Genomic DNA, 15,709 nt, shown 5'->3' on the forward strand with positions numbered 1-15,709 from the left:
ATCAGTTTTATCTTTATTTAATTTTGCAATAGTTTTTTCTTGATCCGTGATTACTTGGTTTTTATCGGCTAAGTCTTTTTCAGCTTTTTTTTGAACATTACTTAAGTCTTCAATTGCTTTATTTTGTGAATCTTTTAAATCTTTTTTTTTTTGATTTAATTTTTCTTTTATTCTATCACGCGCTTCCCTTGTTTTTTTTAATTCTCTTTGTGTTTCATCTAAATCTATAAGAACCTGATCTTGTATTTGTTTTATATGTTGTTGTAATTGCATTAATTTTTTTATTGCATCATCTAATTGAATTCTTATAAAAGAAACATATACTGGATCATTTAGAAGTTGATCCATTTCATTTATATGAGTTTCAAAAGTCATTGCATTTGAATTAATATAGTAAATTTGTGGAAAAATTTGTCGATTTAAGACTATATCACATAACTTTAATAATGATTTTTTGTTTTCATATTCTTGGCACAATGATTGTTGAAGATATTCGATTATTTTATCTTCCTTCTTGTGGGAATATTTATTAAAAATATTTTGTAGATAAGCATCTTCATCTGGAATATATTTTTTAATGTGAGGCAATATTGGTAATGCTTTTTGTTGTATTGCATCGTAATATTTGGCCAATTGATTTCTTTGTCTAAATTGATTTGCTATTTTTTCTTTTAAAATTAAAATCGTTTCTTGTGGAGAAATTTGAGGCTTTATTAACAATATCTTTTTTTCCTCATTATTCATCCAATCCCTAGTATTCATAAAATCATGCTCGAGTAATTGTAATTTCTGATCGTCTTTAAGTTGTTCGTTTAATATAGTTATTCTATATTGTGTTTCTTCTAAAACTGTGTTTACCATCATAATGTAAAATAATATATCTGGTATTTTTTTATTTTTTAAAATTATTTTTATATTTAAATCATCCACACTAATCATTTTATGATTTAATTTTTGTTGTAAAAATAAAACATATTCTTGAAATCTTCGTTCTTTTACGCTAATTTCTGATAATAACTTGGATGCAAGAATGTGGATTGTTTCTTCGTCTGAAAGTTTAGGGTCTGTGTGGAGGTGTTGTCGCAGATATTGGTTTTCATCTTCAGGAAGGTCATAATAATATAAATTTTTATTAATTTTTATATTCGCATCTTCTTGTGATAATGCGTAAGATTTTGCGATTTGATTAAGTTCTTGAAATTGATTCAATATTTTTTCTTTTAAAAGTAAAATTATTTCTTTTGAAGACAGATTGGGATCCATTGAAAATATTTTTTTTTTCTCATCAGGTAAAACATTTATATCAATTCTAGGATGTATTATATCAAATATATTAATTTTTAATTTCTCTGAATTATTTATGTTTTTATTAGAAGAAAATAATCTAGTTTTTTTAATATTATTATTGAATTGAAAAACTATTATTAAAAAAAGATTTAATGACAAAAATAAAATAAAAACTGCAATTAATAATTTAATAATTTTATTTTTTAAGTACTTTTCAAACACAATAAAAAACCTTTTTCCGTTAATTTATTTAAATTTTATTAATCTTTTTTTAATTAAAATGCTTTTCATAATTTATTAAAAACATTAAATACAAGAAAATAAATATATTTATTAAATTTAACAAAAAAATAATTTGATATAATTATTAAATTTGAAATTTATTTACAAAATTAAAATCATTTTATAAAAATTTATTTATTATGATCATAATTTTAAATAAAAAAATATCAAAAAAAATAAAAAATAATTATAAAATTAATAAAATATTTTAAATAATAGATTATTAAAAATAAGAAATAAAAAATAAAAAAATATTGAATTAATAGATAATTTAATTTATCTATATTAATAATTTATTAATAATTATTTATTAAAACCGATTTAAATTAAAATTTAATTAAAATAAAAATATAATTATAAATAAAATAAGTATATCAAATTTATAAACACTAAATTAATTTTTAATTTAACAACATGTAATTAATTTTATCAAATATTAATATTTCCGTCAACATTCAAAAAATTAATAAGATTTAAAATAGTTCCTTTGATTAAGTGAAAATTTAAAAATAAAACATACCAAAAATTATATCTAAAATATCTTTAATTAATGTTTCTAACCACCATTTTTATGAACCGCTCAAAAAAATATCGTATCAAATAAAAAATAAAAATAAAGCTTTTCTTCCCAAATAATTAGAAAAGATAATAAGATATCTTTTTTCATTTATTTGAAAAAAGAAAAAAGACCAATTTTAAAATTGGTCTTTATTATTAATTCTTTTCTTTATTTTTTATTCCATGTTATCACTGTAACCTCTTCATTTGGTTGTGTAGTGAATGGGGAGCAGTGCGATTCTTGATAATTTTGTTCACCTTTTAATACCAATTTTTGATGTTGCATTTCTTTTTTCATTCTTTTTTGTTCTAATAAAACCTGTTTTTTAGTTTTAAAAAACAAATCAACAATAAGATCTTTTACGAAAAAGATAATATTATTTAAAAAATAAAAAAGTGGTTTAAAACCTGAATAAATGAAGATAATTAAAAAAACAGTAGTCATCATTTCGTATCTATGTTCCGACACTTCTTGATTTTGAAAATCTCTAAAATATCTCCCTAAAAAAAGTAAAAATTGTTAAAAAACTAATCATTTATTTTTCCTTACTTCAATTATTCTTCAAGGACTAAGGATTTAACTTCTTTTTTTAAACTACCCGCTACTTTAAAAATAATGCGCGTGGAAGCAGGGATTTTGATTTTTTTCCTGTTTGTGCATTGCTTCCAATGTAGGTTTTTCGTGATCTTAAAACAAATCTACCAATGGTAAGTGCTAAAATTACTTTTTTATGGGATGCAATTGCTTCGATTAAAACATGCTCGAGGGTTTTGTAAAATGCTTCTGTAGCAGTAATGGTAGTTTTATTTGCTTCAACGATTTTTTTATTAATTCTTTTTTAGTCATATAATTATTTCTCCTTTGGGTTGATTTTTTTTGTAAATTACTATGGTCTTGGAAATAAGTACTACAATAAATTTTTGTCATGGTATCACTAATTATAAACAATTTCCTTTCTTAGAAATAGGTTAATTATTAGGATTATACGGGAGAATAATAAATGATATGGACTTAAATAAATTAAGAAATATTACCAAAAATATGTTCACAACCAATATTAACCCGAAACCGGTTAAAAGAGTGAATATTCTCGAGGGAAAGGATAAAACCAGACTTTTTTTGGAATCTAAACCATTCAAAATAGAATCGCTTAAAAAAACCCTGGAACAATTAATAACTCCCTGCTTTGAGAACATCTTTTTAAAATGGAGTTTTGGATTTAAAACCAAAAAATATGGAATAGACATGATAAAGCGAATTAAACAAAGATTCAAAGTCATTGACTATATAATTAAGATTTACATTGAAGGTTTTTGACGACATTAATCATGATATCCTCCAAAAGATGCTCCACAATTACATCCGCAAGAAAAAAGTAATAAAAAACATTCGAGGATGGTTGGAAGCATTGAGAATTCTCTTGTACATGATAAAGTTAATATATTAGGATTGCAGGAAACCGTCAAAGAGTATACTAACAGCTATGATTGAAAAAAGGAGGTAATAGTACAAAAACAAACCCTAGACCATCGGGAACCATTGGAAATCATGAGGACACACAAAACAATTATACGAGCAATTATCCGATATTTATGAAAAAACGGTGTGCTTAGAAATTTGCTCGCCCCGTTTGGACGGGGGTCGTTGGTAATAGTTAATAGAAAGACAAACCGTATCAATGAAACACCAATAATCTATCAGTATAATATGGATATTTAATTTCAAAAGATGCTAAATACATCCCATAACATAAATTAGTTAAAAAAATAGTTAAAAAATAAATATTATTTTTAATTTAACTTAAAAATAAAATTAAAAAATTAGTTATTATAAAATAATATAATGAAAAATATAAATTTCTAAATAAGATCAATAATTCAATTGAAATCTTTATTTTTAAAACATAAATAATCTAAAATAATAAAACTAAAAATATCAATCCGTTATTATTTTTCCATTCTTAATCAAGAAAAAAATTTTAAACAATAAAGACTTTTTGAACAAAAAAGTCTTTTTATTTATATAATATTTTATTTAATAATTGATTAAATCAATATAAATTTATATAAGTACTAAAATACTTTTATACACTTTCTATAAACATTCATTGAAACAAAGATAATTTTTAAAGCATCATATTGACAATAAAAAAATTTTTATTGATTATTTATATTAAATAAAATTAGATATTAAATTTTACAAAATAACGTAATTATTATATAACATGAAAAATAAATCAAAATCATCAATAAATGAAAATTTCTAAATTATGGGTATTTTAATTTAATCATTTGAGTTCAAATTTACTTTAACTTTGCTACCATAAATATTTAAATTCATATTAGGTTTCCCTTTTATTTTTGGTTGCAAAAAACTAATCAACATATGGGTAGAATCTAAAATATTTATTTTATCAATAAAATTAGCATATAATCCAGTTGATAGACCTTTTTGTTCTAATGAAAAAACCTCTAATTGATTAGTCAAATTATTATAATCAAAAGCAAAACCTAATGTTTTTTCAAAATTATAATTCTTTAAATACAAACGAATATTTTTTTGAATATTTTTGGTCGAATCTTGATTTTGTTTTATCATTTCGCAACTTTCTACGATACCTGGCAATAATAAATTACCAATTAATTTACTTGAAATCAATTTAGTTGTTTGACTAAAACAAGTTTTAGTAATTTGTCGGCCTATATTATCTTGAATTTTTTTCATTATTATTTGCTTAATCTTATTTCTAATAACAGAATCATTTTGAATAGTTTGTCGACAAAAATTTTTAATATCGAGGTTTAATTCTGATATTTCTAATTCAGATGCCTCATTCATAAAAATTTCTATATAGGGTATTTTTTCAACTTCATCTTGTAAAAAATTTTTAAATAACTCATGACTCACAGAACATAAAGATTCGGACATATCACAATTACAAAAGGTTATATTAACATAATCAATTTCATTTAATTGATCAAGATCAAAAAAGAATATACCTTTTTCCGGATAATATTTAATTAAATATTTTAATAATTCATTAATAAAAGCAATTTTATCATCCGAATCGTGAATATATTTATCACTAGCTACTTCTTGAATTGTATCTAATATTTTAAATATTCTATTAAAAGGAAATAACAAATTACTAGTTAAAATAGTAGCATTTTTTATAATTTGTTTAGTATTTGCGAATTCTTGATAAGTTTTACAAGGAAACATTTTCATAGGAAAAATTTTGTAAAAAACATGAGCTTTTTCTGAAAACATATGACCATTTTCGTGACGCCAATTAACAGCATAATATTTTAAATTATAATCTTTTTCATAATTATTAATTTCTAAAGCGCATAAATTTAAAAAATCTTTATTAAATAAACAAATAAAATTAATTATAATTATGTATATTAAAAATTTATTTAATTTTAATAATTTCATATTTTTTTTACTCTCTATACATTCATTTTAACTTTAAAATTTAATATAATATGTGTGTTAAAGATAATATAGCTAAATATCAATAAAAATATCAAATTTTCAAATAATTTTAAACCTATTAACTTTTTTAATTTTTATAAGAAAATTTAAGATATTTTAATTTTCTTTTTAATTTTTGAAGAGCATTTTTGCGTATTTTTTGAACTTTTGCAGGAGACATTTGCAAATATAAAGCTATTTCTCGATAAGAATTTTTTTTATGACATTGAAAATGATTAAAAAAACCAAAACTTAAACCAATAATTTTAAATTCTGATGCATTTAAATTTTGTTTTATTTTTTGAACCCAAAATTCATAATCTACTTGATTTAACCAATTTTGATGAGGATCTAAAGAATAGTTAGCAAAAGAATAATAAATAGTTTCTTGAAAATTAGTATTAACGACATAAGAATTTTTTTGAGGAACAATTGGAATATGACTATGACGAATTAATTCGCGAATTACAAATTTAATAGTTGGCCGTGCATAAGCTATAAAATCATAACCTTGATCTTGATAATAACCTAAAGCACGAATTAAACCCAAAAAACCTTCTTGAACCAGATCGGCTTTTGTTAAAACGGAAGGATAATACTTGAATTGATTAACAATTTTATAAACTAAAGGTGTATGAACTTCAATTAATTGATTTCTAATAGATAAATTATTTTTATTTTTTAAAAAGAGTGAAAATAATTTTTTTCTTGGCATATCATTCCTTTCTAAAACATTCTTAAAGTTGATAATAAAACAAAATAAATCTTGAAAATATATTATTAAAATTAACAATTTTATAAAAACGTTCTCACACTCAAAAAAACAAATCTTATTTAGATTAATATAAAAAAACTTTAAAATTTCTTCTTATTACATCAATTTCATTAATCAAGATCTTTTTATTATTTTGCAAATAAATATTTACCAATTAAACAAACTTAAATTAAACTTATTTTCTTATAAATTCTCCAATTTATTTAATAATAAGGATATGAAAACATATAACTTATTAAATTTGATTTTTTTTGGTATATAGAAAATATTTTATAACTTTAGTTGTTCTTTATTTAGTTAGGTAAAAAAGTTTAAAATTTCTTATAAAAATAAAAAAATCAATATTTTTTTTCAAAATATTGATATAATTGTAGATTAAAGTTAAAAAATTTTTTAAACATTAAATTTAAATTTTTATCATTTAAATAAATATTTAAATAAATGAAAAAATTATTAATGATATATAAAAAATTAATTCAAAAATCAAATTTAAATATAAATAAATCTATAAAAAATAACAAAATAACGACAAATAAAGTAATTATCTATAAATAAAAAATATATTAATATTTTGCTATTATATAATAATTATTTTTTTATGTTATAATTAAATTAGATATTTTATATTATTAGAATCTTCTAATGATGGAATATCTTAATATTACCTAATTTAAAAAAATGATAATTTAAAATGAAATTTGAAAATTTGAAAAAAATTAAATATAATTATAAAAAATAATTAAAATTTATCTAATAAAAATATTTAAAAAAATATTATTAATAATTAAAAAATTTATTTATTGTTTATTGCATATTTTTAAAAATAAAAAAGAAAAGAGAAAGAAATAGTTAATATAAATATTTTAGAAAAAAATCAAAAAAATATTTTATTATTTAAATATTTAATCCTGATAATATTATTTTTAAAATGTTATTTAATTCATATTATTTTAGCTCATTCTTTATCTGCTAATAATCAAAAAAAAAACGATTTACAAACTAAAATTTTCCAATATCGAAGTATTTTAGAGGCAGAATTGAATCAAACACAAAAATTAAAGCAGGAGTTAAAGACATTATCATCAGAAGATGAAGATAAATTAAAAACTTTTTTAGATGATATTCGAGAACAAAACATATTAAACATCGAAGAAATAGAGAATATTAATCAAAAAGATCTTAAAAATAATATAGACGAATTACTTTTGAAAATTTTAGAAAAACAGGAAAAGATCTATATAACATTAATTAATAAAGTTAAAAAAAATAATTCTCTTATTATGAAGAAAATAGTTAATCAAACAAAAGAAGATACTGCTAAATTATTAGAAATAAGCCTTTATTTCGCGAATAATAAAGATATAAAATATCAATTAAATAATATCAAATTAGAAATAGAATCTAATAAAAAAAATAGTGCAATTTATTTTCAAACCAAAGGTGAAGAATTTATGTTAGAAGCCGAAACACAACAAAATAATCAAGATTACCTCACTTCTAATTTAAAATATGATCGCGCTAAATATAATTTCGCAAAATCTATTGATCAATTTAATGATATAAAAGGTCAAATTAATTTAATAGTCCATCAAATATTAATTCCTAAAAATAATTTGCCTGAAATTGAAATTAAAAATTCTTCTGAATATATTACTCTTGATGAAAATAATAATACTATTAATAACGATTTGAAATATTGGAAACCTACTTTAATAGTTTTTATGATTACCAATTGTTTAATTATTATACATTTTGCATACAAATTAATTATTTATAAAATGTATAAAATAACTAAACCTAATTTAAATATGAATAAATTTCAAGTTTGATTAAAAAATATAAAAATTTAAAATAATAAAAGCTGTTTGCAATAAACAGCTTTTTTTATTTAACTAAATGTTAGCAAATAACTAAAATAATTTTTTTAAATAAATACATATCGATTTATTGAAATTTATTTTAGTTATTTTTAATTTTAATTTATAAAATATAAAATTTTTAAAAATATTTTATTTAACTTTGTTGATTTTTTAATTCCTGTTCCACTTGGTTTAATATTTTTAAGTCTGTATCGGTAACAATAATTCTACTATAAGCTTCTTTTAAATCATCGATATCAACAGTTTCTTTGCTATCATCATCATTACTAGCTCTTTTAGTAGCAAAATTCATAGCAGCAGATTTCATTAAATTTTCTAAAGTACGATTAGTTTTTAAAAAATCATAATTTTTAGTTATATCTATTCTTTCTAAAGCTTCATTAATTACTTCATACAAAAAATTTTTTGCTTCCGAACTATATGGATTTTTAAGTTTTTGTTCCATTAAAAACTCTAAAAATTTTCGACGTTCTGTTTTATTACCAGGATTAACCTTTATAGAATAAGTAAAACGAGATTTAATAGCATCATCGATTTGCATAAAATTATTAGTTGCTCCTAAAATAAAAATAGGATGTTCTGGATCGTTTTCCACAGAAGTCAATTCTGTTTTAAATTGATTAACAATATTCATAATTTCTGCATCTCCAGATAAACGTTCTAATTTACAAAAAATAGTTTCGCATTCATCTATAAAAAGAATTACTCCAGGATATTTTTTAGATATTTTACGTACATCCCTAAACAAATTCCTAATCATTTGCACAGCTTGTCCTCTATATTTTTTAGAAAAAATAGAAGCACTAACCTCAAAAAAAGGTAATTGCGTTTCTTTAGCTATAGCTCTAGCAAAAGTAGTTTTTCCTGTTCCAGGGGTACCATATAACAAAATACCCGAAGGAGGGTCAATTAGACCAAGGTTTTTAAATTTTTCAGGTTTTTTTACATATAAAATAAATGAATTAGCTATTACCTTTTCGCTCTCAAAACCTGATAAAGTTGCAAAATCAGGGAAATTATCACTATTAGTAGGATAAAAAGTTTCTGATATATCAGAATCATTAACTAAATTATAATAATTTTGTAAATCTTGTGACGATGTATCACTCTTTAATTTTCTTAAATAAAAATTATTATTAAAAATAAAAATTAAAGATATAAGAGCCATAATCAATAATAAAAAATCTATAATTAATCGTATTATTATAAATAATCTTGTTTTTTTTAATAATTTTTGCCTTTTAGCTTCTGATAATTTTAGCACTTTATCATCAGATAAATTTCTTGTTTGTTCTTCCAACTGAATACTCCTTCAAAATATTAAAGATAAAATAAAATAATAAAAAACTCTTTTTATAAACTATAAAAATATTTTTAATAATTAATTATTTATTAAATAAAAAATTTTTGATAAATTAAAGCTAAATTAAATAAAAAACAAACCTTTTTAATCCACAATATAAATTTTAATTTTTTTTATTAATTAAAACAATATAAATACAATTTATAAATTATGTTTATATAAAGATTTTTTATCAAAAACTGCTAAAGGTTCTGAAAAACTACCTTCAGAAGTTTTAGCAAACATTTCCCCTAAAGAAGTTAGTTTTGCATCTATATTATCTAAATGCCATAATAAAAATGCTTCTCCTGTTTGAGGAGTTTTTAAAGCTCCATATTCTAACAAACCATGATGAGAAATTAATAAATGTTTTAATAATAATATTTCTTCTGTATCCTGAATATTCAATAAAAAAGCTTCTTCATGAACATAATTCACAGATAAAACTAAATGCCCTAATAAAACACCTTCTTTAGTATATTCTTTTTTTGCAAAATTAAATTCTTTAACCTTAAACATATCATGTAAAATAATTCCTGCATATAATAAATCTAAATTTAAAAAATTATATCTTTCGACTAAATTTAAAGTAATTTGCAACATATTAGTAGTATGATAAGCTAATCCACCATAATAATTATGATGCATTTTAAAAGCAGCAGGTGAAATTAAAAAAGGTATTCTATATTTATTATACAAAATAGTTGTAATTTTCTTCAAATTAGAATTATTAATTGCAGCGATATATTTATTAATTAAAAAATCAGCTTTATCAAAAGATAAAGGTGCACATGTAAAAAAACAAGAATAAATTTGATAAATTTGTTCTAAATCCAAAATATTCTCAATTAAACTTACATTTTCGCAATTCCAGTAATATTTATTTTGTTTTAAATATTTAATGACTTCAAAAATATAAATTTTTTCTGTCATTAATGTTAAATTTATATTTTCTATTTTAATATTAATATATTCATTTTCCGTTAATAAAACATCTACATTATAAAAATTATCACCTTTATTAATATTAGTAATTTTCCCAAAAATTTGATATTTTTTGCCTATTTCGGCATTCTTTAAAATTTGTAATTGGTTTTTTTTATAAATCATACTTTTTTAAACTCATTTTTTATTATTATTTAATATATTATTATGTAATAAAATTTTTAAAAATAAATCCATTCGCAAACAAAAATAATTTAATATAAACCTGTTTTTAAAAATTTTTTTTGTAAATTTTCTAATTCAAATTTATTTAAATTTGATAAACATTGATATTTTTGCTTTAATAATGTCACTGATTTAATAATGTTCATTTTTTGACAATAAGTCAAAGGAAAATCATAAATTACTTGATCATTTAAATAAACAGCAATTACTAAAAAAAAATCTGCATCAATATTTTCTAATTTATGCTCAATAAAAAATAATATTCCGGTAATTAAACTTTTAAAATAATTAATAGCTTTAGTATACAATAAATAATTAAAAGCTACATTAACAAAATTTTGTTTTAAAATTTTATTGAATTCTTTAAATACCAGATAAACTGGTAATTTACTTATCAAAAAAATATTATCTTTCAAAACTTTTTCCGCATTTTCTTCTACAGAAAAATTTAATTTCGCTTTAAAATAAAAAATTCTTAACATCCTTAAAGGGTCTTCGGTTAACTTTTGATAAGGATTACCTATAATACGAATAATTTTATTATTTAAATCTTTAATTCCGCCCACATAATCGAAGATTTTATCATTTTCATCTAACAAAAGTCCATTAATTGTAAAATCGCGTCTTTGTAAATCATCCTTTATATGTTGAATAAAAATTATACATGAAGGATGCCTAAAATCTAAATATGCAGCTTCTTTGCGATAAGTAGTAATTTCAAAATAATTATTTTCAAAATAAATTTTGACAGATCCATAACGAATTCTTCTTTTTGGTATATCAAAAATTTCACAAACATCTTCAGGTAAAAGGTTAGTAGTAATATCTACATCTGTAATAGGTTTTTTTAATAAAAAATCTCGAACAGCTCCTCCTACTACAAATGCTTCTGCTTTATTTTTTTTTAATATTTTTAAAATTTTTTTAGCTTTATCCATATATAATTTAAAATTTAACATATCTTATTTACACCCATGATTAAAACACATTCTGAATCAAGAAGGCAGAATGATTAATCCCACACCAAGTACATTATTCCCTACATGAGCGCCTATTACCGGAGTAATAGTAACTTCTAAAATATCATTAATATTTAACTTTTTTTTTAAAGTTTCTATTAATTTATTTTTCATTAAAGGCTGCCCTGAAGTTAAAACATGTAATAAAAATTTTTGATTTTTCGCGTATTGCTGAACATCTTTAATAATACAATCAAAAGCTTTTTCTAAAGTAAAAACTTTTTTAATCATTGTAATAACACCAGGAGATTCTAATTTTAAAATAGGTTTAATGTGAAAAATTCTTCCTAAAAAACCTTTAGTAGTACTTAAGCGACCACTTTTAATTAAACGATTTAACGAATCTACTATAAAAAAAATTTTATTATTTTGGCGTAATTTGGTTAAATACTCTATAACTTTTGAAACCTCACAATTTTCCGAAAACATACGTTCAGCTTGTAAAGCACAATAAGCTTCGCAAAAACCAATACTTTGAGTATCAAAAACTATAACTTCTATTTCGGAAGCAACTATTTTGCTAGCAGATAAAATACTATTATAACTACCGCTTAATTTACTTGCTAAAGTGGTGACAAAAATTTTTTTATATCCTAAACGAGCTATTTGACGAAAATATTCAACTATTTCTCCTATAGGTGGTTGAGAAGTGGTAGCAATTATACGAGGATTCTTAGTTAAAGCTTCATAAAACTGATCTGCAGTTAAATTTTCACCATCTCGATATTCTTGATTATTTAAAAAAATTTGTAATCTAAGTAAACCAATATCATGTTTTTGAGGAAAATAATCTAAACAACTAGTGGAAGTACTGATTACCTTAATAATTTTATTCATATGAAATTAAAATCCTTTAATAAAAATAAACAATAAATAATAATTTAATAACTCAATTTTTAATAAAAATATATTTTAAAATATTGAGTTATTATTTAAATGTTTAAAAATCAAATTTATGTTTGATTAAAAAATAAATTATTTATCATTAATCATAAAAATTTATTTATTTTAAATTTTATTATCTTTTTTAAGCATCATTAAAGGTTTTTCTTTGTTTAATTTATTAGAATATAGAACAGTATATAAAAACCATACAAATGCTAAACAAAAAATAAATAATCCTATAAAACCAATTATATCGCGATAATTAGGTGATAACGAAAAAAATCCACTGGAACATAAATTACTATCAAATAATGCATGTGCGAGTACATTTTGATAAACTTGTTGACTTAATTTTATTAATGATTCTTTTTGTTCAAAATAACTCATGTGTTTCAAACCTGGAATCAATTTTCTATCTATAAACACAGAATAATAATTAAAGTCATTATCCCGAACTAAGTTAATCACTTTTTGAACCAGGAAAAACGATATTTGCTGTATAAGCGCAAACAAACCCATAAAACAAGCAAACAAATATAATAATATTTTATTAATAGTCCGTTTATTAGCGCCTAAAGAACGACTAATACCTACAGTACGATAAAAAATCATAAATTGAAGTTTTACAAACGATTTGGCTGTAACATAAATATACCAAGGTAGTACTAAATATTTTATTAATGCAAATATGAATCCAAGTATACCAGTTGACCAAAACGATAAAACTTCTGCATCAAATTCTAAATATAAAATCTTAAACAATGATAACTTGTACCAAATTATTTTTGATAAAAAATTATTTGATACTAATGCCAAGCGACAGATTATAAAAATTAGCGAATTAATAATTAGCATAAACATATTTCTTCTCAAATGAGCTTTAGTTAAACTTTTACCAATACGATAAACTTCTTTCGAAGGTAAATCAGAAGAAATAGATCTAAAATCTAACAAATTATCATTTTTAAATAATATAGAAGATTCATTAATTTTAGAAACAAAATATTTTTGTTCAAAATTATTAACATAAGATAATATATCTAAATCTTCCGATGTAGAATTTACAGATGTATTAGAAATTTCATTGTTTTTGCGAACTAAAAAGTCTTTCATAGTACCTTTGTTTATTTTAATAATAATATCAGCATATTTAGTAGCTAATACAATATCATGCGTTACTACAACGACCAATTTCTCTTCAGAAATCTCTTTTAATTTTTTAAAAACTAAACTACTAGTTTCCGCATCTAAATTACCTGTCGGTTCATCAGCTATTAACAAATTATTATTTTTAATCAAACTTCTAATTATATTAGCGCGTTGTAATTGTCCACCAGATAATTCAAAAGGTTTTTTCTTTAACAAACCAATAGATAAATCAAAATATTTAAATAATTCTCGAATTTGCTTATGAAGTTCTTCATTAACGACGCGTTTTTGTAATTTAATGGCTAAAAGTATATTTTCCAAAATAGTTAATTCATTAATAAAATATGAATCTTGAATGATATTAGAAACCATACCATTTCTATAATTAGCCATTTCAGAATCAGAAAAAGTAGATAAATCTTCTTGAGCTACTATAATATTACCAAAACTTACTTTTTCTAAGCCTGATAAAAGATTGCATAAACTGGTTTTTCCTGAACCTGATTTACCTGACAAAAAAACAAATCCACGACTAGGCAAATTAAAAGAAATATCTTTTAAAATTGTTTCATCGTCAGACGATGTTAAATTAACATCTATAAAACGAATCATATTATTCTTAATCTCCTTTATTTTTATTAAATTGATATATAAAATTATTTATTCATATTTTTTTAAATTTATGTCAATGAAAATTTATTTTTAGTAATATTAACTGAAAAATCATATAATAAAGTAGATTTTTGAATTAAATTAATGATTTTAGCAGCTTTAGTAGTATTAATCAAATCTGTATTTAATTGTAAAGTGTCTTTTAAATCATTTTGATTCAAAATACTACTAAAAAAAACAGGCAATTTATATTCGTAACGATAACTTAATAAAGGTATAAAAATGTCATCTCTAAAAAAAGTATTCATATTTTCTAAACCAAAATCATCTAAAATTAAAAACGGAATTTTTTTTAAATGATTTACTTTATCTTCTATAATATCTTGAGTCCAAAGAAATTTAAATTGTCTAACCAAATCAGACATTCCAATAAATAAAAAAGGAATGTGACATTGCAATAACATTTTAGCTAATACCTTTAACATAAAAGTTTTTCCTGAATTGAAAGGACCATAAATATATAAACCCTTATTATTTTTAATATTAAAATCAGGAGAATTATATTGTTCTATTAGCGATTTCATATACTGAAAAATACTTTTTTGTATTTTAGAAATAGGTTTTATTTTTTTAACATCTATATTAGATAAATCTAATTCTTGATTAAATAAAATGTTTTTTTGTTGCAAATTACTTTGCCAATCTATTTGTCTAGTTTTCGTAGTTTCTTGCCAAGCTACATGAAGATAAGGTCTTTCTTTTAAAACCAATTTATATCCAAAAGGATTTGGCTTATCTTTTTTATTTAAATAATTAAAAACAATAATTAAATCTTCGTCTTTAATTTGTAAATGTTTCGTTTCGGGATGATTTTTAATATAATTTTTAATTTTTTGTAAATTAAAATTTGATTCTTCTAATGAATCCATAATAACTCCTAAATAAAAATTTAAATATTTTTAAAATTTAAATTTTTATAAAACTAAAACAATAAAAAATTGAATTTTTTATTCTAAATTAGAATAAATATAAATTAATCATTTCCTCATTTCATTAATTATTAGTAATTGCCAGTAATTGCCACTTTTTTTATAAAACAGACTAACAATTTACCTAAAATCTACAATTTATTTATTAATATTATTCGCTATTTTGTAGCTTATAAATAAATTATTACTGAATTTATTATATCATGTTTTTTAAGTGACTATTTATTTTTTAATGATAAATTAAAACAGATATTAAAGTAAAATTTGAATAATAAATTGTGAT

The 15,709-nt window shown here is 21.1% G+C and carries 13 protein-coding genes; 2 read left to right on the top strand and 11 right to left on the bottom strand.

The genetic code is table 11. The features are described from left to right. The 3 genes from KHD59_RS01960 to KHD59_RS01970 all read right to left on the bottom strand — a co-directional run. The coding region (locus tag KHD59_RS01960) for a coiled-coil domain-containing protein (RefSeq protein ID WP_238120310.1) at nt 1–1,509 on the bottom strand (1,509 nt) is incomplete at its 3' end. Nucleotides 1,510–2,296: 787 nt separating this feature from the next. Further along, nucleotides 2,297–2,596 (bottom strand): hypothetical protein, encoded by a 300-nt coding sequence (locus KHD59_RS01965; protein WP_213680465.1) that lies wholly within the window; start codon nt 2,594–2,596, stop codon nt 2,297–2,299. A gap of 133 nt (nt 2,597–2,729) precedes the next feature. Then, nucleotides 2,730–2,960 carry an HU family DNA-binding protein gene (locus KHD59_RS01970; protein ID WP_308699652.1) on the bottom strand — a complete coding sequence of 77 codons (231 nt, stop codon included), beginning with the start codon at nt 2,958–2,960 and terminating at the stop codon, nt 2,730–2,732. 173 nt (nt 2,961–3,133) lie between these two features. Here KHD59_RS01970 and KHD59_RS01975 point away from each other — a divergent pair, with 173 nt between their 5' ends. Further along, nucleotides 3,134–3,445: a hypothetical protein gene (locus tag KHD59_RS01975; protein WP_213680464.1), complete on the top strand. Its 312-nt coding sequence runs from the start codon at nt 3,134–3,136 to the stop codon at nt 3,443–3,445. A 966-nt stretch (nt 3,446–4,411) separates the two neighbouring features. On the opposite strand, the gene KHD59_RS01980 is transcribed toward KHD59_RS01975, so the two are convergent. Continuing rightward, complete coding sequence (locus KHD59_RS01980) at nt 4,412–5,566, bottom strand: hypothetical protein (RefSeq protein WP_213680467.1); 1,155 nt, start codon at nt 5,564–5,566, stop codon at nt 4,412–4,414. Nucleotides 5,567–5,693: 127 nt separating this feature from the next. Continuing rightward, on the bottom strand, nt 5,694–6,320 hold the full coding sequence (locus tag KHD59_RS01985; RefSeq protein ID WP_213680463.1) for a sigma-70 family RNA polymerase sigma factor: 627 nt from the start codon (nt 6,318–6,320) through the stop codon (nt 5,694–5,696). Between the two features lie 1,097 nt (nt 6,321–7,417). On the opposite strand from KHD59_RS01985, the gene KHD59_RS01990 reads away from it, so the two are divergent. After that, nucleotides 7,418–8,209: a hypothetical protein gene (locus KHD59_RS01990; protein WP_193622170.1), complete on the top strand. Its 792-nt coding sequence runs from the start codon at nt 7,418–7,420 to the stop codon at nt 8,207–8,209. A 184-nt stretch (nt 8,210–8,393) separates the two neighbouring features. On the opposite strand, the gene KHD59_RS01995 is transcribed toward KHD59_RS01990, so the two are convergent. From KHD59_RS01995 to KHD59_RS02020, 6 genes are all read right to left on the bottom strand, one after another. Further along, nucleotides 8,394–9,560 (bottom strand): AAA family ATPase, encoded by a 1,167-nt coding sequence (locus KHD59_RS01995; protein ID WP_213680462.1) that lies wholly within the window; start codon nt 9,558–9,560, stop codon nt 8,394–8,396. Between the two features lie 204 nt (nt 9,561–9,764). After that, nucleotides 9,765–10,712, bottom strand: coding sequence for an HD domain-containing protein (locus tag KHD59_RS02000; protein WP_213680461.1), 948 nt, complete (start codon nt 10,710–10,712; stop codon nt 9,765–9,767). Between the two features lie 89 nt (nt 10,713–10,801). Continuing rightward, nucleotides 10,802–11,731: a CCA tRNA nucleotidyltransferase gene (locus KHD59_RS02005; protein ID WP_213680460.1), complete on the bottom strand. Its 930-nt coding sequence runs from the start codon at nt 11,729–11,731 to the stop codon at nt 10,802–10,804. A 36-nt stretch (nt 11,732–11,767) separates the two neighbouring features. Next, the gene (locus KHD59_RS02010; protein WP_213680459.1) at nt 11,768–12,628 is read right to left on the bottom strand and encodes a DegV family protein; all 861 of its coding nucleotides are present in this window, start codon (nt 12,626–12,628) and stop codon (nt 11,768–11,770) included. A 171-nt stretch (nt 12,629–12,799) separates the two neighbouring features. Next, nucleotides 12,800–14,437: an ATP-binding cassette domain-containing protein gene (locus tag KHD59_RS02015; protein ID WP_213680458.1), complete on the bottom strand. Its 1,638-nt coding sequence runs from the start codon at nt 14,435–14,437 to the stop codon at nt 12,800–12,802. 68 nt (nt 14,438–14,505) lie between these two features. Further along, complete coding sequence (locus KHD59_RS02020; protein WP_213680457.1) at nt 14,506–15,366, bottom strand: ATP-binding protein; 861 nt, start codon at nt 15,364–15,366, stop codon at nt 14,506–14,508. Between the last annotated feature and the right edge of the window lie 343 nt (nt 15,367–15,709).

The sequence above is a fragment of the Sesame phyllody phytoplasma genome (assembly GCF_018390775.2).
Taxonomy (GTDB): domain Bacteria; phylum Bacillota_I; class Bacilli_A; order Acholeplasmatales; family Acholeplasmataceae; genus Phytoplasma; species Phytoplasma australasiaticum.